The 22353-nt window shown below is 59.2% G+C and carries 20 protein-coding genes and 2 pseudogenes; 9 read left to right on the plus strand and 13 right to left on the minus strand.

Translation table 11 applies throughout. From position 1 onward, the window contains the following. Positions 1 to 21 precede the first annotated feature (21 nt). The 3 genes from LMTR21_RS07005 to LMTR21_RS07015 form a co-directional block, all read right to left on the minus strand. Complete coding sequence (locus LMTR21_RS07005) at positions 22 to 1359, minus strand: IS701 family transposase (RefSeq protein WP_065755898.1); 1338 nt, start codon at positions 1357 to 1359, stop codon at positions 22 to 24. A 457-nt stretch (positions 1360 to 1816) separates the two neighbouring features. Continuing rightward, positions 1817 to 2377, minus strand: a complete 561-nt coding sequence (locus LMTR21_RS07010) for a DUF4142 domain-containing protein (protein ID WP_065755899.1) — start codon at positions 2375 to 2377, stop codon at positions 1817 to 1819. A gap of 11 nt (positions 2378 to 2388) precedes the next feature. After that, on the minus strand, positions 2389 to 2898 hold the full coding sequence (locus LMTR21_RS07015; protein ID WP_065755859.1) for a YciE/YciF ferroxidase family protein: 510 nt from the start codon (positions 2896 to 2898) through the stop codon (positions 2389 to 2391). A gap of 134 nt (positions 2899 to 3032) precedes the next feature. Here LMTR21_RS07015 and LMTR21_RS07020 point away from each other — a divergent pair. Continuing rightward, positions 3033 to 3745, plus strand: a pseudogene (locus LMTR21_RS07020) (IS5 family transposase). 663 nt (positions 3746 to 4408) lie between these two features. Next, positions 4409 to 4598, plus strand: a pseudogene (locus tag LMTR21_RS40745) (DUF3606 domain-containing protein). Positions 4599 to 5791: 1193 nt separating this feature from the next. On the opposite strand, the gene LMTR21_RS07035 reads toward LMTR21_RS40745, so the two are convergent. The 4 genes from LMTR21_RS07035 to tnpA all read right to left on the minus strand — a co-directional run bounded on the left by LMTR21_RS07035 (position 5792) and on the right by tnpA (position 8745). Next, positions 5792 to 5971 carry a hypothetical protein gene (locus LMTR21_RS07035; protein ID WP_065756974.1) on the minus strand — a complete coding sequence of 60 codons (180 nt, stop codon included), beginning with the start codon at positions 5969 to 5971 and terminating at the stop codon, positions 5792 to 5794. A 316-nt stretch (positions 5972 to 6287) separates the two neighbouring features. Continuing rightward, positions 6288 to 7952 carry an IS66 family transposase gene (tnpC, locus tag LMTR21_RS07040; RefSeq protein ID WP_148635933.1) on the minus strand — a complete coding sequence of 555 codons (1665 nt, stop codon included), beginning with the start codon at positions 7950 to 7952 and terminating at the stop codon, positions 6288 to 6290. 47 nt (positions 7953 to 7999) lie between these two features. Then, entirely contained in the window at positions 8000 to 8320 is a 321-nt protein-coding gene (tnpB, locus tag LMTR21_RS07045) for an IS66 family insertion sequence element accessory protein TnpB (RefSeq protein WP_430642467.1), read from the minus strand. 23 nt (positions 8321 to 8343) lie between these two features. Next, positions 8344 to 8745, minus strand: a complete 402-nt coding sequence (tnpA, locus tag LMTR21_RS41765; RefSeq protein WP_148635932.1) for an IS66-like element accessory protein TnpA — start codon at positions 8743 to 8745, stop codon at positions 8344 to 8346. A 219-nt stretch (positions 8746 to 8964) separates the two neighbouring features. On the opposite strand from tnpA, the gene LMTR21_RS07060 reads away from it, so the two are divergent. From LMTR21_RS07060 to LMTR21_RS42160, 3 genes are all read left to right on the plus strand, one after another. Continuing rightward, complete coding sequence (locus LMTR21_RS07060) at positions 8965 to 9297, plus strand: PAS domain S-box protein (RefSeq protein WP_246175381.1); 333 nt, start codon at positions 8965 to 8967, stop codon at positions 9295 to 9297. A gap of 181 nt (positions 9298 to 9478) precedes the next feature. Beyond that, on the plus strand, positions 9479 to 9859 hold the full coding sequence (locus tag LMTR21_RS07065) for a PRC-barrel domain-containing protein (RefSeq protein ID WP_065752746.1): 381 nt from the start codon (positions 9479 to 9481) through the stop codon (positions 9857 to 9859). 196 nt (positions 9860 to 10055) lie between these two features. Further along, positions 10056 to 10259 (plus strand): phosphatase domain-containing protein, encoded by a 204-nt coding sequence (locus tag LMTR21_RS42160; RefSeq protein WP_488225952.1) that lies wholly within the window; start codon positions 10056 to 10058, stop codon positions 10257 to 10259. 51 nt (positions 10260 to 10310) lie between these two features. On the opposite strand, the gene LMTR21_RS07070 is transcribed toward LMTR21_RS42160, so the two are convergent. The 6 genes from LMTR21_RS07070 to LMTR21_RS07100 form a co-directional block, all read right to left on the minus strand. Then, positions 10311 to 11309 carry an alpha/beta fold hydrolase gene (locus tag LMTR21_RS07070; protein ID WP_065752747.1) on the minus strand — a complete coding sequence of 333 codons (999 nt, stop codon included), beginning with the start codon at positions 11307 to 11309 and terminating at the stop codon, positions 10311 to 10313. A gap of 486 nt (positions 11310 to 11795) precedes the next feature. Continuing rightward, on the minus strand, positions 11796 to 13556 hold the full coding sequence (locus tag LMTR21_RS07075) for a thiamine pyrophosphate-dependent enzyme (RefSeq protein ID WP_065752748.1): 1761 nt from the start codon (positions 13554 to 13556) through the stop codon (positions 11796 to 11798). Positions 13557 to 13818: 262 nt separating this feature from the next. Then, a complete protein-coding gene (locus tag LMTR21_RS07080) occupies positions 13819 to 14028 on the minus strand; it encodes a hypothetical protein (RefSeq protein ID WP_084030589.1) in 210 nt (69 codons plus the stop codon). A 4-nt stretch (positions 14029 to 14032) separates the two neighbouring features. Then, positions 14033 to 14299 carry a hypothetical protein gene (locus LMTR21_RS07085; RefSeq protein WP_065752749.1) on the minus strand — a complete coding sequence of 89 codons (267 nt, stop codon included), beginning with the start codon at positions 14297 to 14299 and terminating at the stop codon, positions 14033 to 14035. A gap of 830 nt (positions 14300 to 15129) precedes the next feature. Next, positions 15130 to 16725: an alpha-amylase family glycosyl hydrolase gene (locus tag LMTR21_RS07095; protein ID WP_065752751.1), complete on the minus strand. Its 1596-nt coding sequence runs from the start codon at positions 16723 to 16725 to the stop codon at positions 15130 to 15132. A gap of 74 nt (positions 16726 to 16799) precedes the next feature. Then, positions 16800 to 18398, minus strand: a complete 1599-nt coding sequence (locus LMTR21_RS07100; protein WP_065752752.1) for an alpha-amylase family glycosyl hydrolase — start codon at positions 18396 to 18398, stop codon at positions 16800 to 16802. A gap of 390 nt (positions 18399 to 18788) precedes the next feature. On the opposite strand from LMTR21_RS07100, the gene LMTR21_RS07105 reads away from it, so the two are divergent. From LMTR21_RS07105 to LMTR21_RS07115, 4 genes are all read left to right on the plus strand, one after another. Further along, positions 18789 to 20780: a protein-L-isoaspartate(D-aspartate) O-methyltransferase gene (locus LMTR21_RS07105; protein ID WP_065752753.1), complete on the plus strand. Its 1992-nt coding sequence runs from the start codon at positions 18789 to 18791 to the stop codon at positions 20778 to 20780. 150 nt (positions 20781 to 20930) lie between these two features. Next, positions 20931 to 21233 carry a plasmid stabilization protein gene (locus LMTR21_RS07110; RefSeq protein ID WP_065752754.1) on the plus strand — a complete coding sequence of 101 codons (303 nt, stop codon included), beginning with the start codon at positions 20931 to 20933 and terminating at the stop codon, positions 21231 to 21233. Between the two features lie 20 nt (positions 21234 to 21253). After that, on the plus strand, positions 21254 to 21403 hold the full coding sequence (locus tag LMTR21_RS39960) for a hypothetical protein (RefSeq protein WP_187399321.1): 150 nt from the start codon (positions 21254 to 21256) through the stop codon (positions 21401 to 21403). A 49-nt stretch (positions 21404 to 21452) separates the two neighbouring features. After that, complete coding sequence (locus LMTR21_RS07115) at positions 21453 to 22172, plus strand: MauE/DoxX family redox-associated membrane protein (RefSeq protein WP_065752755.1); 720 nt, start codon at positions 21453 to 21455, stop codon at positions 22170 to 22172. Positions 22173 to 22353 lie beyond the last annotated feature (181 nt).

Below are 22353 nucleotides of genomic sequence, written 5' to 3' on the forward strand. Positions count from 1 at the left end.
GCACTACTTTGGCAGATTTACTCACGCCGCCGCTCGTTGCAAATCCATTTTCGGCAATGCGGGCATCGCTGCGGCGGTAGTCGAGCGATGAGTTCGAGGATGGCGTGGCGCACGGCTGGCAACGTCGGCTGAGGCGGTGGCCCGTTGATTCTTTTTTTTCCGCCCTGCTGTTGCGAGGCGGCGATGCTGGAGGAAGGCGTACGCGATCATCGTCATGAGCGCATGACGATGTAGGCCTTGCCAGGATCGTCCCTCAAAGTGATCGAGACCGAGTTCTTCTTTCACCTGCTGGTGAGCCTGCTCGCAAATCCATCGCGCCTTGATGGTGGCCGCCAAGGTGCGTAGGTTCGTCTTTGCCGGCAGGTTGGCGAGATAGTATTTCTTCTCTCCCGACATCCTGTGCTCGCCGATGAGCCAAACCTCATCCCCTGGCAGATGTTGCTGACCCTTGTCTCTGATCCGCTGCGGTGGTCCGTCGGCTACCCGCACGCGGACAGCGGCAAAACCAGCCTTGAGCTTTCCTTTCGTGCCCGTGCGCCAACTGATGTTCTGCCATGTGGCGTCGGTCAGCATGTCTCCGGCCGCCATCGATAGAATGTCAGGAACGTGCCGCTTACGGGGACGGCCGCGCCCAGCAACCGGCCAGATCATCCGCACATCGGCAGGGTACACCTTGAGGTGATGCGGAATACCGACCGCCCAGGCAAGTTTGCGAGTTGTGAGCCCCTGGCGGAACGGCGCGCTCATCCCATAACCGGCATCCGCCAATACGCAGCCAAAGCGCACACCGGCCGCGATGACACGATCGATCTCTGCCAGGGCCATCTCCGGCTTCGTCCGTGCCGTTCGATATTCGGTCGGAACACCCGCTCGCTCCAATCGAGCCCGATTGCTCGTCCAACTGTCCGGAAGAAACAGCCGCAATGCGAGCATGACCGGTACTTCGCCTCGCGCAAGCGTCAGCGACACCAGCGTTTGGCAGTTGGCGGTCTTGCCCAGCGCCGAAGCATACTGCGGAGCGACACCCACCGAATGCGTACCCTTCTTGGGAAGCGCGGTGTCGTCGATCACCAGCACGGCATCGCTATCGCCGACGAGCCTATCCGCTTGAACGAGCAGTTCCGTCTCAACCGGCGTCGCATCCCAGACCCCGGCCACAATGAAGTGGTGCAATTGATCATATTCGCCAAGTGCAAGCCGCTCCGCCATCGGCTGAATGCTCTTGCGATCACCAGGGCCGATCAGCCCCGATACGTAAAGCGGACACATTTGTCGCCGCGCTTTATGACCCAACCGATCCAGAAATGGCTTGAGCCAGCGTCCAAGCTCTTCATTCCAATCCAGCGTGTTGCCAACCATGGTCGGCCCCTCCAAAGGCCGACTACCCATGAATCATTGGAAAACTGATTTGGGAATCCTATGCCGCTCAAAATCTGCCAAAGTAGTGCTAGCTAGTTGGCACAACGTTTCGAGTATCTCGTGTCGATCGTGACGAGTTGCTTCAAAGAAGCGGATCCCGCACTTGCTTGGCGGACTTGGATGTGATGGGACAGCCGGCCGCGGTGCCAGGTCGTACCTGGCCGCTAAGTCGAGTAAACGTTTCTTCGTGATTGGATCCGCCTTATCGGCGATAGCCGAACGGTCACGGCATGCTGCTTTCGGAATTCGTCATTCATGGAAGCCCCAAGGCGATGAACAAATTATATCGTGGCCAGTGTAACGAACTGGCCGACGAGCAGAATTGCCGTTACAGCTTGAAACACGCCTACGAGAACACTGCAGCAGCCTGCCGCACAGAACCGACCCTTCGTCGTGCCTATTTCTTGCCCTCGCCGACCGTAGGTGCCGAGTTCTTGTCGAGATCCTGCGCCATCTCGAGGTGATGCTTGAGCGCAGGCAGCGTCTTGCCGGCCCAATCCTTCAAATCGGAATTGTCGCCTCCCTTGGCATAGCGCTCGAACAGGTCGACGGCTTCCTTGTGGGCGCTGACCTGCATCGAATTGAACTCGGAGCTGAAATCCCTGCCGCTCGTCCCCTTGAGCTTGTCGAGCTTGCTTTGGTGCGAAGAGTCAAGTGCAGCTGGCAATTCGACTTTTACCTTGCCTCCCGACACCAGCCCCTTCAGTTCCGTGCTGGTCTTGGTGTGGTCGGTTACCATCTGTGTGGCAAAGGTCTTTTCCGCGGCATTGCCCTTCTGCTGGGCAAGCTTGTTCGATTCGATCTCGAACATGTCGGATATCGCGACTTGCTTGACGAAATCCGCAGTGGAGGGGCTCACGCCGAGCGCGGAATTGACTCCGGTCTTCTCACCGATCGATTGCGCCAGCGCCGGCGCCGCCAGCAATAGGCAAGCGGTTGCAATCATCGTACGTCTCATGATTCCCTCCATCAGCTTGCGGCTTTGCGGTTGACGCCTTTGCGCAGCGCCACGCTATTCAGCTTGGTGTTGGCCGCCTTTTCCTCATCGAGATTGGTGGTGAGAAAACGCACGATATCATCGTGGCCGAGCTCCTCGGCCCAGGCGATCAACGTTCCGTAGCGGGCGATCTCGTAGTGCTCGACGGCCTGGGCATTGGCGATGATGGCGGCGTCCAGCACGGACTTGTCCTCGACGTCGCCGGCGGTATTGTCGGCTTCCTTGATCAGGCCGTCGATGGCGGGGCAGTCGGTGGATTGTGGGGTCTTGCCGAGTTTTTTGAACACTTGGTCGAGACGCTCAATCTGCTTTTTGGTTTCCTCGAGATGGTTCTTCAGGCCCTGCGCCAGGTCGCGATTGGTCGCCTGGTCGGCCATCTTGGGCAGCGCCTTGGTGATCTCCTGTTCGGCGTAATAGATATCGTGCAGGCCGTGCAGCAGCAGGTCATCCATGGTTTGGATACCCTTTGAGAAAAGTCCCATGTCTCCTCCGATTGAAAAAGACGGTTTAGGGTCTGTTGAGATTCAGGATTCACAGATTGGAGTGCCCGTGATTCAAGCTCCGAAAGGAGTTTGGAATGCACCGATTCGTTTTGACGGACGCTCAATGGGCGAAGATGGAGCCGCTTTGTTTGGGCAAGGCCACGGACCCCGGCCGCACAGGGGGTGACAACCGTTTGTTTCTCGAAGCAGTGCTGTGGATCGCGCGCACGGGCAGCCCATGGAGAGACCTTCCGCCGACGTTCGGCAACTGGAATACGGTGTTCAAGCGCTATCGCGATTGGGTGAAGGCCGGCGTTTTCAAGCGGATTTTCGATGCCGTATCGGATGATCCGGATATGGAGTTCGCCATGGTCGACGCGACAATCGTCAAAGTTCACCGCCACGCGCAGGGAGCAAAAGGGGGACAAAAAATCAGGCCATCGGCAAGTCGAAGGGCGGCTGGACCACGAAAATCCTCGCGCTGACCGACGCACTTGGGAACCTGGTGCGGTTCATCCTGCTCCCCGGCCATCGCTTTGACACCGTCGGCGTCGCGCCCCTGATCAAGGACCTCGAATTCGGCGGCTTGATCGCTGATAAGGCTTTTGATTCCAACTGGATCATCGAAGACATGAATGAGCGCAAGGCGAAGGTCGTAATCTCGCAGCATCAAAGGCGCGCCAAGCCTCTCGACATCGACAAGGACATCTACAAATGGCGCCACCTGATCGAGAACTTCTTCGGCAAGCTGAAGGAATTCAAGCGCGTGGCAATGCGATGCGACAAGACAGACAGCAGTTTCGAGGCGATGATCTACCTCGCTACCGCCGTCATCCATTCCAGGTGAATCTCAACAGACCCTAGAACATCAACTCGGCATATTCGGGCCAGTTCCTGTGGCTTGATCGATCAGCCGGTAGGACAACGCTGCGATTCACCGGGAACTTGGGGATTCCTTTCTCAGCATTTCGCGAGGGCGAGGCGAGCAGGCTGAGCGGCGACGCTAGCCAAAATTCGACACCGGAGTGTCCGCGAATGGTATAAGCTTAGGTTCCTTCTTAGGGAACACGCCGCCGACAGTTCCGTTGACGTAGGGCAATTCCGCTGACGCACTGGAGGGTGTCAAATCCTCAACGGGAGTTGAAACCGACTAACCGAATGGACCATTCGATTGCTTTTTCAGGCAGGTCGGCGCTCGCCGCCTCCAGGTTGTCGTCATTGACATCTGGCTATCGCCGGAACGGCCAAGCTGCCCGAGGTCGTCCGCCCAGCAGGTACACGGTCGGTCCCCATTTCGCCTGACGCATGCCGCTACCCCACTGCATCAGCGGCACGCAGCTTGCGAATTGCTGCCAGGGCCTTTTGTCGGCGTTTGCGTTGCTCTTTCACGTGATCAGAGGAGATCGAGGGACGCCGCAGGAGCTGGAGACATTCCATGGATTGCGGCCATTCGTCTTAGGCGGCCTCCTCGGTGGCACCTTAATGTACCGGCTCATTTGAGGAGAGGATCGTGTCAACCGAGAAGAAGAAACAGACGACGCGATCCCGAAAGCAAGACCCTGCACGAATGACAGGCGGTCCCGTACACGAGCTTGGTTATGCGGCACGGAAAACGAAGAAGTCGCGTGCGGCAGTCAAGAAGGCGGTGAAGAAAGTCGGCAACAGCAAGGAAGAAAGTCGAGCGGCGGCCGGACCGCTGAGATGGACGTGCCAAGGTGTGTCGAAGGAGTTGGTTGAGGAGGAGATCGGAAAGCTCGAGCGCTTGCGCAAACTTGGTGCGAGTGTCGCTCGCGCGTCCGTGGTCCTCAAGCGAGGCAAGCAGGTAGGGAGGTTAAAGGCACTAAGGAGTTAGGCATCCCATTTCCCCACCTAATCACCATGCGACACGAGAGAAATGGCAAAGGGAGCCCTGGCTGCCGAGCGAGCCTGGATGCCCTCACAAGCCGATCTAAGTGGCCCACCTACAGTTCCGGTGCATCAACATGGGAGCGGCCCGCTTCCGCGAGCTTAGTTCATCGGTCAGGGTCTCCAATCAAGTCGCTGGCCAAGCGGCGTCCACAGTTCGCAAGCAACAAAAAGACGACCCCGGCGCACAGGTTGGGGACGAGTGAAGCGCCGGGGTCTGTCCAGTTCCGTCTCTGCGGCGGGCCAGCGAGACCGTGCCACTTGCTTCGTGTGTCTGTCCTCCAGACACGACCTCAATTCCATTGCCACTCGTTCCCGAAAAAAGTCCCGGCACCGGGGCAATATGCAGTGCCGGGATCGCCCGCCGTCTTAGTGAACGGCGCGAACCAAATAATAGCCCACGCCGCCCACAACGATCACGGCAGGAATGGCCCACATGATGAATACTGGCATTTTCGCCTCCTCAAACGCCCCAGAGGAAACGCTAGCTTCTTACCGCTTGTTCCCGTGAGGTGGCCTGCTTTGGTTCCGCGAGTGGCCTATTTCGGCCAGTACCCAATATTTCCTTGCAGCAGCGGCAGAATTGGTGTGTTTTCCGGCGCTGATGACCTGCTTTCGGTTTTCGCCCTAGTTTGATTTTTGGAACTGACTCGTCGCCTCCCGCATATTAGAATCGGAACTTGCAAACCCAACGGTTAGGACCCGTAGCAGCGAGGTTGTGTCATGCAGCAGCGCCGTCGCTTCAAGCAAACTGAAACTCTGGAAACCCGCCTAGCAAATGAAGCAAAGCGGCTCCGCGAGGAGGCCAAGTTGCTTCCAGCGGGCCGTCCACGCGAAACGCTCCTGCGCAGAGCGAGGCAAGCCGAAACCGGCTCCCACATGAGCGAGTGGCTGCGGTCTCCCGGGTTGAAGCCGCCGATGTGAGTCGATGCCAGAACTACTGCCGCGCGATTGTATTGACTGATACTGAAAGAGATCGGCACGCGCCCTAATCCTTCGTGATCCTGTAAATCTCGCCGGGTTTCAGGCTCACCTCGCGGAAGAGCCTTAGCTGCCTTTCGGTGAGGACTGCTGGCACCACTTCAGCCGTCCAGCCTTCGGGGACATGCGCCAGCACCAGGGTCACGGCCTGACTCGGCTTAGCCAGTGCAAGCCAAACCTGCTTCATTGGCCATTGAGGTTGAAACTATAGAAGGTCGGTTTTCAGGCCAAGTTTACGTTCGATGTGGGCCGGCGTGCGTATCGAGTGCAGCCCTTCTTGGAGTCAGGCTAACGACCGGGCCGCCCGTCACATAGTCGGATTATTGGTGTCTCTGATGGCGTCGGCCAGTGATCACGCCGCTTCTCCTATAAAGCCCTGATGTTATGGAGCTCCGTACCACCTTTGTAATCATGACCAGTTCGGTCGTACGCATACGACGAAGACCGCCTGATTGACGCATGCGCGCGGGCGCGGCGGGCTCTATGATGGCGTTGCGTGAAGGTCAGGCGGCCTGCTGACCGGCGGCTTGGCGCAGGAGTTTCCATTCCCAGGGCAGCAGTTCGTGCAGACGCGAAGCGGGAAGATCGGCGATACGGGCGAGGACGTCGGCGAGCCAAGCCTTGGGATCGACGTCGTTGAGGCGACAGGTCGTGATCATCGTCAGCATGATGGCGGCACGGTTGGCGCCACGCTGGCTGCCGGCGAAGGTCCAGTTGCGCCTTCCCAATGCGATGCCTCTCAATGCGCGCTCAGCACAATTGTTGGTCAAGCAGATCCTGCCATCGTCGAGGAAGCTGGCGAAGTCGTCCCAGCGCCTGAGCATGTAGTTGATCGGCTTCAGGACATCGGAGGAGCGCGAGAGGGTTTCGCGCTCACGCAGCAACCAGGCGCGCATGTCATCGAGAAGCGGCTTGCTGTTTTCCTGGCGCACGGCGCGCCGCTCGTCGGCGCCACGGCCGTTGATGGCGCGCTCGATCTCGAACAACGCATCGAGGCGCTTGACCGCCTCCAGCGCGATCGGAGAGACCGGCTTGCCCTTCTTACCTTCCCGAGCATTTTTCTCGATGTCAGCCAGCTCGAAGAAGCCCCGCCGCGCATGGGCAAAGCAAAACGCCGGCGTCATCGGCAGCACTTTCCGCTGCGGGTCGAACAGCGGCTCGAAGCCGCTGTAACAGTCGCACTGCAGGATACCCGTGAAGGCGGCCAGATGCTTCTGGGGGTGCTCGCCTCGTCGGTCGCTCGAGGCGTAATAGACCGCCGCCGGCGGCGCAGGCCCGGCGAAGGGCCGGTCATCCCGCACATAAGTCCAGATCCGCCCGGTCGTGCACTTGCCCTTCGCCAGGATACGGATGGTGGTGTCATCGCCATGCAGGCGCTCGGCCGCGAGCACATGGCGTTCGATCAAGTGGAAGAGCGGCATGACGGCGAAGGTCCCGTGGCCGACCTGATCGGCCAGCGTCGACAACGGCAGGTCGATCCCTTCGGCCTTGAAGCGCGCACTCTGGCGGTTGAGCGGGATATGCATGCCGAACTTGTCGAACAGCATCGTCGCCAGCAATTGTGGGCCGATGAAGCCACGCGGCGTGGCATGAAACGGCGCCGGCGGCTGGCTGATCTTCTCGCAATCGCGGCAGGTAAATTTCTCCCGTACCGTCTCGATCAGCTTGAAGCGCCGCGGGATCTCCTCCAGCGTCCCGGTCACATCCTCACCGATCTTCGCCAGCCGCGATCCACCGCAGCAGGCACAGGTCGTTGGAGCTTCAATGACGACGCGCTCGCGTTCGATGTCATCCGGCCATGGCTTGCGCACCGGCCGCTTGCGCATGAAGGGGCGGACGTTCTGCGTCTTCGCCGCGGCGGCCTGCGCGGCAAGCTCATCCTCGCTCGCCGTGGTGACGAGCTCTTCCAGCTCCAGCTCCAGCTGCTCGAGCAGCCGTGCCGTGCGTTCGGAGCGTTGCCCGTACAGTTCGCGTTTCAGCTTCTCGATCCGCAGCTCGAGATGCGCGATCAGCGCCTCGGTATCCGACAGTTGCGCCTGCGCATTCGCGGCTTGCGCCTGCCAGTTGGCAGCCACCGCCTCAGCTCGCAGCCGTGCCTCACGCTCGGCCTGCAGCGCCGCCAGGGCACTGACGAGGTCCGATGGAAGATCGTCCGGCTTCGATATCATGAAGCCATTGAATCAGATCAAGCAGCAGATTCAAACCGTAAAAGCGGCTATCCGACCCGCGTCGGCCGATGGGTTTCTTGAGGGTTACGCCAATCGATCCCGGACAGCAGATAGCTCAACTGCGCCGGCGAGATCGTTACCGATTCTCCGGCAACCGATGGCCAGATGAACTTTCCTCTCTCGAGTCTTTTTGTGAACAAGCAGGCTCCCTGGCCATCGTGCCAGATCGCCTTCACAAGATCGCTGCGGCGACCGCGGAAGACGAACAGATGACCGCTGAGCGGGTCTTTGTGCAGCACCTCCTGCACTTGGAGTGCCAGCGACGGAAAGCCTCTGCGCATATCCGTGTAGCCTGTCGCGAGCCACACTCGCACATTCCCCGGTATCGCAATCATCGGCGTCCAAGCACATCGAGGACCCGCGCCAACGCCTCCGAATCGACGTGCGCATCCACCCGGATGCACCGTCGGTTGCCGAGATCGATCTCTATCAATCCAGTACGCGCGGCTGCCACGGAGCGAACTCGGCCATCAACCGTAGGCAAAAGCCTCGGAGTTTCCTCAGCCGATGCCGCTACGGCAGCGATCTGCACCGGCGTAAAAGATGGTACAACTTGTTCCGATGTCCGTGCTTGTCGACGCCAGGTAAACACCAAGCTGGCCGCTACTCCGTTGCGACGCGCAACCTCAGTCACCTTCGCGCCCGGCGCCAATGTCTCCTCGACAATCCGTGCCTTGTCGTCCTGCGACCAGCGCCGCCGCCGCTCCAGCCCACCCAAAACCTCGACCCGCATCGCCTGATGACCTTAAAGCTAGACTTAAGGCCACACGCTTCGCGAATTGCCACCCGTCACGCAAGACGGCCCCCGTCGGATGCGTACGTTCGGTCCGAACCCGCGGCCCTTGAACGAATTCAGATCCATCGTTCCGATACGGGAGAACACGGTGTCAGAGTTGGACGAGAAAATCCTTGAGCAGGCGCTGACGCTCTCATCTGCGTCGACCGCAAAGGAGTGATCATTCGCTGGAACCGCGCCTGCATCGCGCTGTTTGGCTTTGCTGCAGAGGAGGCGCTGGGACAAAGTCTCGATCTGATCATCCCCGGTCATCTTCGAGCCGCACACTGGAATGGCTTCGATGCAGCAATGACAAAGAGTACTCTAAAGCTTCAAGGTCGGCCGACTCTGACCCGAGCATTGCACAAGAGCGGGCGCAGACTTTACGTCGAGATGACGTTTGCAATCGTTAAAGGAGATGACGGAGGCGAAGCGCTTGGTTCCATCGCTATGGCACGCGACGTGACGGAACGCGTCGAGCGCGAGTGCGCTACGAGCCGGTCGTTCTGAGGCAGTTTGCGGCATAATCGAACGGGCACTGCTGCCAGCGAAAGGAGTGCCGTGATTAGACCTCGCGTCGTGTAATGTCGCTAGGCGACATTGCGGCAGGACTTTTTCCGTACCGTCGGAACGAGCGCGTACCGGTCGAGTTTAGCCAAGGAAACCCCCACCTTGTTTAAGGAGGCTAACCATGGCCCGTGCGACAGCCCATCCCGATCATCAATGTGTCTCTAGCGAAGACATTCAGGGAACCGAGGTCTATGGGGCAGGCGGAAAGAATATTGGCGAGATTGACCACCTCATTATCGACAAGGTGTCGGGTCGCGTCGCATATGCGGTCATGAGCTTTGGCGGATTCGTCGGGTTGGGCCACAGCCATTATCCCATCCCTTGGGGCGCTCTGACATATGATCCGTCGCTTGGCGGTTTTCGAACCAGTATTACCGAGCAACAGCTGAAGGATGCGCCTGAGTTCAGCGATGACTCCTGGCAGGATCGAGATTGGGAAACACGTACCCACCGGTATTACGGGACGCCTATGTACTGGGAAGCGCGCACCGGCGGCATGTGACGCCAAGCACCCATGCGTTGCTCTCGGCTTTAGTACTCGTCAATGACGGATCCGTCGCGGGTCCTGAAAGCCGCGTCCAAACAGTGTTCACTCCGAACAGTTGTGAACGGAGATAAGCGACTCGGCGCTGTCGGCGGTGGCCGTTCGCGCGAGGTGCACTCACCTGCGCAGCGCGACGGATTGTCATGTAGCGCGAATGAATGGTTGCCGGCGAGAGCGATGTAGATGTTCCATCCTTGGACGGCTTCAGGCTGACGGTTATCGACCGCTCATGACTTTTGACGACCGGGATCAGGTAGTACAAATGTGGCGTGCAAGGGGCGTTCCATGTGCAAGTTGCGGAGGGAAATTTCTAATCGAGATTGAAAAGACGTGGACTAATAAATCTTTACCACTTTGATCAAGCAGACGTAGATATTGTTGCCACGTGAGAAGAAACGGTCGACGGCGATTAGAGGTGCGCCCGCATCCAATCAATCACGTTCGGCCATACCTTCTCGTGGGCCCGCCGACCCACAATTGGTCCCACGTGCTGAAGCGCAACTCCAATTTCCGGCTCATATGAGAAAACTGAAGGCGCCTTCAAGCATCCCAGTGCGGATGAGGATGGGACCACGCGGCTTGTATGATCGACGATCGCTGCAACGTTACCGAGTAAATCGCACTGGGCAGACCGCCCGAGAAGATGGAGTTCGTTCCGCGCGAACCGATCTTCACGGTAGAGCAGCTGAAGTACATCTTGAATTAGCTGGGCATTTGGGGCGAACTCGTCGAGGCTCCAGCGAAAAACGGCAAGGTGGATTGCCAGCGCTTCTTGATCCGCCAGGCATGCGCAGGCGTCGCCATAACGGTCGAATGCAAACTCCTTTGGATCTGCAGCAATGCTAGCCAAATTGAGAAGAGTTCCCGGGATTGTATCGAGCGGCAATACTGGCGAAGCAAACACAATGGGTCTCAGCGCTCCTGTCTGCTCCCCAAACTTCAGTGGAGATTCAATGAGCACTACTTTCCTGATCTGCTGCGCCTCCAGAGCCGCTGTGATCGCAGCAAGAGTTCCGCCGAGAGAGTGTCCGACCAGGATGGGTGGGGCGCCATGCTTGGTCGCTATCATCTCAGTCGCAAGACAAAGCGAGCTTATACAGGCTTCGAGACCCCATTTGGCATCCTGTTCCTCCGGCCATTCGTACAAGTAAACTGCGAATCCGGCAGAGCGGAGACGCTGTACCACACTAACCTGAGGCAACAGATCGAAAATGTATGCACGCTTGATCGGTGCTGGCACAATCAAGACTGGTGACTTGGTTTCCGCAATTTGTCCGTAGCGCCGTAATCGATAGGCCGAACTCTCGATGCGGTCCCATGCAGTTTCATGCGGGCCGTGACCTGCATTTTCCAGGAGGTCACCCACCATTTTTCTAGCGAGATCCACAACAGAAAAGTACGGAAGCATGGAGCCGCGTACTCCTCTCGCCCCGCCGCGAACCGATCGAGCATCGAAGCAGGTCGTTCAGATCTTTCAATCAACTAGACACGACCCTGACCAATGCTTCCGCAGCAAGGCCTGCTCACGATGTTCCGGCATGGACCATGTCCACCCCTACCTAAAGTCCGGCGATTGTCACCAAACGCGCTGTATTCAGTCGGCACGCGTATAGATTACAAAATAGAAGACGGCGATAGCTCCGAAGATCGCCAACACCGCCAGTGCAACAAGAAGTCCATTTGCGAGCTCGTTCATGGTACGACAATGTGCCCAACGGTTTGAAGTTGCATACGGAGCTTGTTTCGAGCGACGGCTTGTTCCGGATGCTATGACAGGTAAGCTGCGAGTCGGGCTTGGATTGCCATACTCGCGAACGGGCGATCCAAGATGATTGGTTCGGGCGAACAGGTCAGCCAGGTACGCCAGAAGTGAAACCCGTTTCGGCCGGCACGATTATGCCTTTGCGTCCATCATCGATTTGACCGGCTCGCTCGCAATGCTGCGTTCGATCTGTTCGCGGCCAGGCGTTTCCGGTAGCGCCTGCTTGAAGTTCTTCCTGTAGTCCTCAGGCATCTTAGGCGGCGTCATTGGCTCGGATGCATCGACAACCGCCTCGATGACGACGGGCCCTTCCGTGGCGAAGGCCTGATCCAGAACGCGCTCGACGTCTGATGCCTTGGCGATAGTGAAGCCCCGTCCACCCATGGCTTCGGCGGCCTTGGCAAAGTCGATCGGCTGCAATTCGCACCCGAACTGGGGATTGCCAAGGAACATCATTTGCTCCCAGGCGATCTGGTTCAGCATGTTGTTCTTGATCACCAGCACCTTCAGTGGAATTCGATACCGAACTGCGGTCGAAAATTCGCCGAGCTGCATGGCAAAACCGCCATCGCCGATGACGGCAAAGACCGGCCGGCCTGGAAAGGCGATGCCGGCGGCAATTGCATATGGCAAACCGCAGGCCATCGAGGCGAGGCTGCCGGACACAGCGAATGCCTGGCCCGCCTGAAGATCGATGTGCCGGGCGGCGAGTTCAGTGTTCTGGCCGGAGTCAGACGCAAGCAGGGCATTGGCCGGCAAACGGCGGCCGAAGGCGCGGGCGACGACCTGCGGCTTCAGCGGCCGATCGTCCTTTGTTTCGGAGAGCGCCATCAGGTCGCGCCAACGCTTCATGCCGGCCTGAGCCCGCTGCAGAAACGACCGATCGTCCTTGCGCCCTAGCCGCGAGTTGAGCAGGCGCAGCGTCTCCGCACAGTCACCGACGAGGCCCGACTCGACCGGATAGCGCAAGCCTATGCGCCGGCCATCGCGATCGATCTGAATTCCGCGAGCCTGGCCGGGCTTCGGATAGTACTCGACGTAAGGGAACGTTGACCCGACAATAAGCAATGCGTCGCAGCTTTCCATCAGCTCTTGCGAGGGCAGCGTACCCAGTATGCCGATTCCGCCGGTCGTCAGCGGATGATCGTCAGGCAGGACTGCCTTGCCCAGCAGCGCCTTGGCTACAGGAGCCCCAAGCAGGTCCGCAGCACGCTCGAGTTCTTCGCGGGCCTCTATCGCACCGCGGCCGGCAAGTATTGCTACACGGCTGGCTCGATTGAGAATTTCCGCCGCGGCATCGAGTTCGCGCTCGGTCGGAAGCCTGCGGCCCTCAAACCAGCGATTGGGAACATGGCGCGGCCGGTTGCGCTTCGAGCGCTTTGTGGCGTCGAGGGTCTGCTCCTGCACGTCATTGGCGATGGAAAGGTGCGCGACGCCCCGCGTCGAAAGGGCCGACCGGCAGGCGAGGCTGGCGACATTCTCCATATGCGCAGCGTCGGTGACCTGAGCGTTGAGCACAGCCACATCGTTGAAGACGCGTGTGAGATCGACATCTTGCTGGGTAAAGGTTTCGATCAGGTCATGAAACTGCTGCCCGGTAATGGCTAGCACCGGTGCCTGATCGAGCTTGGCATCATAAAGACCCGTGAGCAGATGCGTGCCGCCCGGTCCCGATGTCGCAAGGCAGACGCCTAGTCGACCAGTCCATTTCGCATAGGCCGTCGCCATAAAGGCCGCGGACTCCTCATGGCGAACCTGCACGAACCTGATCTTGTCCTGGCGTGTGCGCAGCGACTCCATGATGCCATTGATGCCGTCGCCAGGCAGGCCGAAGATGACCTGAACGTCCCAGGCGATCAGCGTGTCGATCAGAATGTCGGCCGTGGTAGGCATGCGAACCTCAGTACAAAAGATGCTACAACTCGGGTAATGCCGGGCGGCCAGCGCCTCCGCGAATCTCGGACCAATACCCACCCAGCGTGATCATTCCTCCCGCAGCTATGGCGGTACACGGCACCGATCCCGTCGGTAGCCTTCAACACCACCAACCATGCGAAGTTTGATCACTCCAGCGAAGATTGGCCGATTTTCATGGTCGCTACCTTCTTGAGCCAGACAAGAGACAAAGTGGCCGTAAGTGCCCGCGCGCTATTTTCTACCGCTTTTCGTGCACCGTGCTTTGATATTGATCGCTCTGGATCCTTTTGCCATCCTGGCCACGCGTTTCAGAACGACTGGCCTTGTCTCGATTTGACAATACGTCGTTTTCGCCAAGCTTTTCTTCTGGAAAATCGGTCATTGCTCCGGTCCCCGCGCCCTTGCTCCGCGCGGTGGGCCCGACACCCTTTCTGCCTTCTTTGGTCATCTGATTAGTCCTGTTTCTGCTGCGCGCGCTCAGGTCTTTGCGGTTTGTGATTCTGCTGGGTCTGGTGATTATGTTTGTTTTGGTCGCTTTCCTGGTTCATTCCGCCGGAACTCAGGGGATACTCGCTTTGCCGTTCGCCATGCCGCGCTATCTTGGCGCTGCCCGCCGCCGCATTGAACTGCTTCTGTGCATCTGATCGGTTCGGCGAGGGAACATCCTCCTTGCGCTCGAGAATTCGTTTCTGCTGCTCGTGGGTTTTGTTCCCTTGCATGGCGCAAACTCCTGAAAGGAAGCGACTGGTGCGTTCGCAGGAATCAAATGCGCACGGCTGCAATCGTTCCTTTCTATGTCTAGAACTCACCCATTACGGGCGTGTGTCCTGAATGCCCGAAATCACGGGCGACTTCACACCCAAAAGCTGCGCTTCGCGCCGAAGGCGGAGAGGTACGAAGATGCGCGAGCTCGCGTCTGCGAAACGTATACCCAAGGCGCGCCATTGCTTCCGCCACCGAGTAAGTCCTTGTACGCCGATCTACAATGTTACTCGCCTAAGAACGTCGGGGCAGGGACTTCCGCTTCTGACCACCCAGAGCAGAACCTTAGCGCCCCGCCTGCCAAATAGGCTATGCTGCGCGCATGGATCGCACGATGCGTCTGCGTCACTTGGAAGAGGCGGAGCGGCACGTTGCCGAAGGCGACCGACGAACTGCCGAACAAGAGCAGAGGGTAGCGGCCCTTGCCCGTCATGGGCATAACACGACGGAGGCTCGGAAGCTTCTCGATAGCTTCTATGCGGTACACATGCAGCATATTCGACACCGCGAACGCCTTTTAAAGGAGCTAGAAGAGTAAAGCTAGCCGCAAGTCGAATTTCAACCGCCACGCAGCGGAAACAAGGCGCAAGCAGCTGAAGTCAGCTACTCACTCAGAAAAGCGGACACCGTGTATGAAATCCGGACTTCCGGCGCGTCGACGATGAAACCTACTGATCAACTGTCGTTCGCAAAATAGTTGGATGAGCTGCGCGTTCAGCTCGTCAGATGAAGTTCTCTTGCCGATAGTTGCCAGCGCTGATCGACCGAGAAGGTCGCCGAAAGGACCTTAACGGTTCAGCTTAATCACCAAACCTTCATTTGGCCGCAAATGCGTTGGCCCCACGAGTTTGGCTTGCTCGCGGTCAAGGTAGCTTGTCATCAATCTGATGCCATTACCACGCCATTCCCAGAGCCGCGGCTCACGGCACAGGTTGAGACCAACCAGGATTTGCACTTGATCCAGGACCCGCGCGAAAGAGAAGATGTCATTGTGCGCGCGCATCGGAAGGTACTCGCCGCGCAGGAGGCAGGGTTCGCAGCCGCGCAAAGCGATCAGTTCACGGTAGAGGTGCAGCAGCGAACGCTCATCGCGCCGTGCCGTCTCGATGCTGCACGACCTGTCCTCGCTGAGCGGCAGCCACGGATCGCCGGTCGTGAAGCCGCCTCTCTCGGTTGCATCCCAGCGCAGCGGGGCGCGCTCGGGGTCGCGATTGAGGCCGAAACCTTTCACAAATTTTTCGAACGGATCGCGTATCTTCTCGGGCGGAATTTTGACCTGCTGGGACCCGATTTCATCTCCGGCAAATATGATCGGCGTGCCGCGGATCGTCATTAGCAGCATCGCTAGAATTCTTGCCTGAGCCTGGCCGAGCTTGGTTGCTACCCGGCGCTTATCGTGCCCCCCGATCACAAAGTTCGGCCAACCGCCGTCCGGAATCGCATTGAAGTAGGCGTCGATGGTCGCTTGCAGCGCGATGGCATTCCATTCCGTGTCGAGCAGTGCAAAGTTGAGCGGCAGATGCAGCCGCGGCTTGTCGTTGCCGTAGAAGTGACCGATGCGATCGGTCTTGCCCTGCACCTCGCCGCAGAGCAGCCTTGCGTCATATTCGTCCAGAATGCTTCTGATGTATTCAATGCAGCCCATGGCTTCAGGCCGGTCGTCGGTGAACACCGGCGTGTATCTCTGAGGCGGCGGCGTGGAATCGCCGGCTTCGGGATCGGCAGGATTGTCGCGCAGCAAATCGTCCTTGATCAGCACAGCGCTGGCGTCGACGCGAAAGCCGTCGACGCCGCGATCGAGCCAAAGGCGCAAGACGCCGGCCATGGCTCGGCGGACCTGTTCGTTACGCCAGTTCAGGTCGGGCTGGCTGGGCAAAAACGAGTGGTAATAGAACTGTCGGCGCGACTCGCACCACTCCCAGCCGCTGCCGCCGAAGCGGCTGAGCCAATTGTTTGGCGGCCCGCCGTTAGCGCCCGCTTCCGCCCATACGTACCAGTCGGCCTTCGGATTATCTCGCGATACTCGGCTTTCATGAAACCAGACATGCCGGTCGGAGGTATGGTTGGGCACGAAATCGAGAACGAGCTTGATGCCGGCTTCGTGCAATGCCTCCTTGACGCGGTCGAAATCATCCATTGTGCCGTAGCGAGCGTCAATGGCGGAAAAATCTGAAATGTCGTAGCCAAAGTCCTGATCCGGACTTTTATAGACGGGCGTAAGCCATACGGCGCCGACGCCGAGCCATTTCAGATAATCGATGCGTTGCAATAGACCCGGAAGATCTCCGTAGCCATCTCCATTACTGTCCTGAAACGAGATGGCTGCAACTTCGTAGATGACTGCATCGCGCCACCAGGCCCTCGGTTCTTCCGTTACACTCACGCGCGCAGCTAGGCTCCGTTCGATCGGTGACCTGCCCTCAGTAAGAGCCAAACGTCCGCTCGAAGCAGTGGTTCCTAGCCGGCTGCCAGATCGATGACGAGGCCCTCGTCGCCGACAAGCGTAACGGCGTCTGGGATCCGCTCTCCATCGCGGTCTGCCCTCGTTGATATCAGGATCCGTGCACGTGCGCCGTCTTCCAATTTCAAGGCCTGTGTCCGGTCCGTCAGGTTCAGGACGATGAGTAACCTGTTCTCATTGAATTCCCGGTAATAGGCCAGCAAGTCCTCGTCCGCGGCATACGGCTGGTACGCGCCGGCCGACAGTGCCGGCATTTTCTTGCGCAGGCGCAGCAAGCGCCGATACAGGTTAAGAATCGAAAGGGGGTCCTCGCGCAGCCTCGCCCGGTTGTTCGATCGCCAATCGTCGGCGAGCGGCAGCCAGGGATCGACCTTGCTGAAGCCGGCGTTTTCACCCGAATTCCACTGCATCGGCGTTCTGCAGCCGTCCCGGCCGACTCCGATCCCTGGGACATTGCGTTCGAACGGGTCGCGCACGCGATCGCGGGGGACATCCACTTGGGTCATGGCGAGCTCATCGCCGTAATAGATCGTCGGCGTGCCGCGAAGTGTCAGCAGCAGCATGGCCGCAACCGCGGCCTGGCGCGAACCTACCCTGCCAGCGATACGTGGCCGGTCATGATTGCCGAGCACCCAGTTTGGCCACCCGTCTTTCGGCAACGCGCCTTCATATTCCGCGATCAGGGCCTGGATGCACTTCGCGTCCCAGCGAACATTGAGCAGAGAAAAATTGAAGGGCAGGTGCACTCCGTCGAGATCCCTGCCGTAGTAAGTGACGAGGCGCTCCACCGGCAGATATATTTCACCGATCAACAGTCGATCCGCAAATTCGTCAGTGGTCCGGCGTAGCAAGGCGATGACATCGTGGACCCCGGGCAGGTCGGTGGTGTGCAGCGGTATCAAGGCTTCGTTCGGCGGCCTGCTCTCACGATAATTTGGGTTGGGTGGATTGGCGCGAAATTCATTGTCCTTGATCAGGTGCCAGATTACGTCGACCCGGAATCCGTCTACTCCCTTGCGCATCCAGAAGCGCAGCACCTCCCGCATCGCTTCCACCACTTCCGGATTCCGCCAGTTAAGATCGGGCTGGGAATTCAGGAAGGCATGATAGTAATACTGGCCCGTGGGTGGATCGAACTCCCAGGCGCTGCCGCCGAACTCCGAAAGCCAGTTGTTGGGTGGACCGCCATCGGGAGCAGGATCACGCCAGATATACCAATTGCGCTTCGGATTATTCCTGGACGCGCGGCTTTCGACGAACCACGCATGCTGATCGGAGGAGTGGTTGGGCACAAAGTCCAGGATCACCTTGATCCCGCGCGCATGTGCTTCTGCAATCAGTCGTTCGAAGTCCGGCATCGCACCGAAGATCGGATCGATGTCGGTGTAATCGGAAACGTCATAGCCGAAGTCTTTCATCGGCGAACGGAAAACCGGCGAAATCCAGATCGCATCGACACCAAGATCGAGTAGATGCGGCAGTCTTTGGGTGATGCCGTTGAGATCGCCTATACCGTCGTCATTGGTGTCTTGAAAGGACCTCGGATAGACCTGATAGATGACGGCGGATTCCCACCACGGCATCGATCCATTCATGCTGTCAATCGTTCCGATAAGGACAACGAAGCGAAGCAACCAAGCTCCGGGGTGACGAAAGGTCATGACCGGGCAGTCGGTTGCCTTCGCCACGACAATTCGGCCGGCAAGCTGCAGTTCCGACGAGTGGCTTTGTCGCATTCGTTGCCGCGGGTCTCGCGCGAAGGTATCGCAGCTCCTCCGCTCGGTTCGATCATACTGCGCGCGAATCTTGGGCGGAAGTTGTCGAACACGGTGCTGTAACCGATGGACCGGAGCGAAGTTGCAATTTTTCTGAGTCGATACCTGCCTTTTTTTCGAGCCGCAGCAGGCGCTTGGCCGCGCTGAAAGGAACCGGGCTGGCTTTTCCCCATTGGCTTCTCGCACCACAACTTCAAAGGAGGTGCTGCGATGGCTCATTTCGCCCAACTTCGCAATCGCATGGTCGAGGTTCAACTTGCCGGCCGCGGTATTCGCGACCGACGTGTTCTTGGTGCCATGGCAGAGGTCCCACGGGAGCGGTTCGTCGAATCCGGCTTCGAGGAATTCGCTTATGAGGATGGTGCGTTGCCGATCGCGGGTGCGCAGACTATTTCGCAGCCATATATCGTCGCGTTGATGAGCGAAGCGGCCGAACTGAACCCGGCGGACAAGGTGCTCGAGGTCGGAACCGGTTCAGGTTATGCCGCGGCGGTGGCCTCTCGGCTCGCCGGAGCGGTTCACACGATCGAACGACATGGCGATCTGGCCAGAGTCGCCACCCAACGTCTCGCCGCGATAGGATACGACAATTGCGTGGTTCATACCGGCGACGGTACGCGCGGTCTGCCCGAAGAAGCGCCATTCGACGCGATTCTGGTCGCCGCCGGCGGGCCAACGATACCGGATGCGCTCAAAGAGCAGTTGGCCGTCGGCGGACGCCTCATCATCCCGGTCGGTGGTTTCGAAGACGAACAGTTGCTGCTGCGGATCACGCGCCGGAGTGAAGCGGAATATGACGAAGAAACCTTCGGCGCCGTCCGCTTCGTGCCACTGATCGGAGAGCACGGATGGGCCGAAGACGGCACGCGTTCCGCCAGCAATCACGTCCCTGGGCGCGCACGATTTGGCTCACTGACGGAGATGATCAGCGCTGCCGTCGAACCCTTGCCGTCCTTCGACGATCCCGCCTTCGGCGCCTCCTTCGATCGCTTCGCGCGGTCGCGCGTCGTTCTGCTGGGCGAAGCCAGTCACGGCACGTCAGAGTTCTATCGGGCCCGCGGCGCGATCACGCGCCACCTGATCGAGAAGCAAGGCTTCAAGATTGTCGCTGTCGAAGCGGATTGGCCTGACGCCGCCGCCATCGACAGGTACGTTCGCCGTCGAGTGTCCCACGGTCCGACCGAAAAGCCGTTCGAGCGCTTCCCGACCTGGATGTGGCGAAACGCGGATGTCGCCGCGTTCGTCGAGTGGATGCGCAAACACAATGAAGGGAAACCGGCAAGCGAGCGGGCCGGGTTCTTCGGCCTCGACCTCTACAACATGCGGAGCTCGGTTGCGGCCCTCCTTGGCTACCTCGATAGCGTTGATCCTGAAGCCGCGGCGGTCGCCCGTGAGCGTTATGGTTGTCTCACCCCTTGGCAGCGCGAACCTTCGACCTACGGCCGTGCCGTCCTGACCGAAGGCTATCGGAAATGCGAGGCCGAGGTCCTTCGGCAATGCCAGGAGATCCTGACAAAGGAACTGGATTACGCCGCGAACGATCCGGACAGCTTCCTGGACGCCGCCCAGAACGCACGGCTGATCGCCTCGGCCGAACGCTATTACCGCATCATGTACTATGGCGGCGCTGAATCCTGGAATCTACGAGACACCCACATGTTTGAGACCTTGGGCCATATTCTGGACGCGCAAGGGACTCGATCTAAGGCCGTGGTCTGGGCGCACAATTCTCATATCGGGGATGCCCGATTCACCGAGATGGGCGCGGTCCGCGACGAACTCAACATCGGTCAGCTTTGTCGAGAGAAGTTCGCTGGAGCCGCGTCCCTGATCGGATTTGGCACTCATACGGGCACCGTCGCCGCCGCTTCGGATTGGGACGGCGAGATGGAAGTGATGCGGGTACGGCCCTCCCGGCCGGACAGCTATGAGCGACTGTTCCACGATGCGGGCGCGACAAGCGGCTTGCTGGAATTTCGCCGCGACGAGAGCCTTCGCCGTCGCCTGCTCGAGCCGCGCCTCGAACGCTTCATCGGTGTCATCTACCGCCCGAATACCGAACTGCAAAGCCATTATGCTGAAGCCTCGCTGCCTCAGCAGTTCGACTCGTTCTTGTGGTTCAACGAGACTCACGCGGTCAGTCCTTTAGGACCGCAGCATCGCCCAACGGGGGTTCCGGATACCTATCCGTTTGGGCTCTGATGTCAGGCCGCCATGCCGCTTCTAAACGCAGCGAAATCGGATCGAGCCGCATTCACCGACCTGCAGCCTGCGGAGGCGAGACCATTTCGAATAGGAACCTCATAGCTTGCCCAGGGGTTGGTTCCGAGGTCCTAAACGACGGAGACCACCATGCCTCGCGGCGACAAATCCAGCTACACCGACAAGCAAAAGCGCCAGGCCGAGCATATCGAGGAAGGCTACGAGCATCGCGGCGTTCCGGAGGACGAAGCCGAGCGGCGTGCCTGGGCGACCGTCAACAAGGAGACCCACGGCGGCAAGAAGAGCGGCTCCGGACGAGGCACGAAGGAGGACCACTCGCCGTCGCGCAAGGGCGGCCGCCTGGGCGGGGCCGCCGCGGCCAAGCGTCCGGCAGCGGAACGTTCGCGGTCAGCCAAGAAGGCCGCCCGAACCAGAAAGCGCCACGCCGCCTGAACCGTCCAGGAGAAATCGCCATGGGCCTCGAAGCCGTGTACTTCGTCGGAGCGTTCGTCCTTCTCGTCGCGCTGATCTACGGCGTCCTTAGCTATCATTACCGGAACCGCGCATTGGACCCAGTGGCCAAAGACGTCACGCGTGAAAGATACCGGAAGAACGAAACCTAGATCGCGAAGCGGGATCATCGCATTGGATCACATCCCCACAAAATCGGCGATGCTGTACCGCATGGTGACGCCGGAGCATATCTGCCCATTCGGCCTCAAATCGCTCGACCTCCTGCATCGCCAAGGATTCGACGTCGAGGACCATCAGTTCAAGAGCCGCGCGGAAACCGATGCGTTCATGGCATCCGAGCACGTGGATACAACCCCCCAGATCTTCATCGCCGGCAATCGGGTTGGTGGTTACGACGACCTGCGCCGCTACTTCCACCAGCCGGTCGCCGATCCGAATGCGACAAGTTACCAACCGGTCGTTGCCGTCTTCGCCACCGCGCTGGCAATGGCGCTTGCCGGGACCTGGGCGACAACCGGCACGCTGATATCGGTCCGGTCCGGGGAATGGTTCGTCGCCTTCAGCATGTGCATCCTTGCGATCCTGAAGCTGCAGAATCTGGAGACGTTCTCGAACATGTTCCTGGGCTACGACCTCTTCGCTCAGCGGGTCGTTCGATATGCCTACGTCTATCCGTTCGGCGAAGCGGTTTCGGGTGTTTTGATGATCGCCGGCGGCCTATTCAAGTGGATCGCAATTCCGATCGCGCTCTTCATCGGCGGGATCGGAGCGATTTCGGTCTTCAAAGCGGTTTACATAGATCGGCGAGAGCTCAAATGCGCATGCGTCGGGGGTAGCAGCAAAGTCCCGCTCGGGTTCGTTTCGTTGACCGAGAATCTGATGATGGTGGGCATGGCGACCTGGATGGCCGTTCGTTAGGCTTCGTAGCAATCAGCGGACACGGAGGAGACTTTCCGGACAATCTATCCGGAAACAGCGCCGAAACATCATAAGCAGCGCGTGCCCCAATCGTATGCGGCCAGGAGCGCAGTCTCGAGCGATAGCTCGCAAGGCAAACCCACTGCTAGTGCAAGGGGCTACCGTCGCCATCAAACGAATG

The organism is Bradyrhizobium paxllaeri, assembly GCF_001693515.2.
GTDB lineage: Bacteria > Pseudomonadota > Alphaproteobacteria > Rhizobiales > Xanthobacteraceae > Bradyrhizobium > Bradyrhizobium paxllaeri.

What these genes read in the sequence shown, in the direction of transcription:
- tnpA (WP_148635932.1), bottom strand. Translation starts at nt 8,745, where the DNA reads ATGCGGGTCGAGGTTTTGGGTGGGCTGGAGCGGCGGCGGCGCTGGTCG.
- LMTR21_RS07110 (WP_065752754.1), top strand. Translation starts at nt 20,931, where the DNA reads ATGCCTCGCGGCGACAAATCCAGCTACACCGACAAGCAAAAGCGCCAG.
- LMTR21_RS39960 (WP_187399321.1), top strand. Translation starts at nt 21,254, where the DNA reads ATGGGCCTCGAAGCCGTGTACTTCGTCGGAGCGTTCGTCCTTCTCGTC.
- LMTR21_RS07015 (WP_065755859.1), bottom strand. Translation starts at nt 2,898, where the DNA reads ATGGGACTTTTCTCAAAGGGTATCCAAACCATGGATGACCTGCTGCTG.
- LMTR21_RS07085 (WP_065752749.1), bottom strand. Translation starts at nt 14,299, where the DNA reads ATGCAAGGGAACAAAACCCACGAGCAGCAGAAACGAATTCTCGAGCGC.
- tnpC (WP_148635933.1), bottom strand. Translation starts at nt 7,952, where the DNA reads ATGATATCGAAGCCGGACGATCTTCCATCGGACCTCGTCAGTGCCCTG.
- LMTR21_RS07010 (WP_065755899.1), bottom strand. Translation starts at nt 2,377, where the DNA reads ATGAGACGTACGATGATTGCAACCGCTTGCCTATTGCTGGCGGCGCCG.
- LMTR21_RS07100 (WP_065752752.1), bottom strand. Translation starts at nt 18,398, where the DNA reads ATGAATGGATCGATGCCGTGGTGGGAATCCGCCGTCATCTATCAGGTC.
- LMTR21_RS07115 (WP_065752755.1), top strand. Translation starts at nt 21,453, where the DNA reads ATGCTGTACCGCATGGTGACGCCGGAGCATATCTGCCCATTCGGCCTC.
- LMTR21_RS07005 (WP_065755898.1), bottom strand. Translation starts at nt 1,359, where the DNA reads ATGGTTGGCAACACGCTGGATTGGAATGAAGAGCTTGGACGCTGGCTC.
- LMTR21_RS07035 (WP_065756974.1), bottom strand. Translation starts at nt 5,971, where the DNA reads ATGAAGCAGGTTTGGCTTGCACTGGCTAAGCCGAGTCAGGCCGTGACC.
- LMTR21_RS42160 (WP_488225952.1), top strand. Translation starts at nt 10,056, where the DNA reads ATGAATGGTTGCCGGCGAGAGCGATGTAGATGTTCCATCCTTGGACGG.
- LMTR21_RS07070 (WP_065752747.1), bottom strand. Translation starts at nt 11,309, where the DNA reads ATGCTTCCGTACTTTTCTGTTGTGGATCTCGCTAGAAAAATGGTGGGT.
- LMTR21_RS07080 (WP_084030589.1), bottom strand. Translation starts at nt 14,028, where the DNA reads ATGACCAAAGAAGGCAGAAAGGGTGTCGGGCCCACCGCGCGGAGCAAG.
- LMTR21_RS07065 (WP_065752746.1), top strand. Translation starts at nt 9,479, where the DNA reads ATGGCCCGTGCGACAGCCCATCCCGATCATCAATGTGTCTCTAGCGAA.
- LMTR21_RS07075 (WP_065752748.1), bottom strand. Translation starts at nt 13,556, where the DNA reads ATGCCTACCACGGCCGACATTCTGATCGACACGCTGATCGCCTGGGAC.
- LMTR21_RS07105 (WP_065752753.1), top strand. Translation starts at nt 18,789, where the DNA reads ATGGCTCATTTCGCCCAACTTCGCAATCGCATGGTCGAGGTTCAACTT.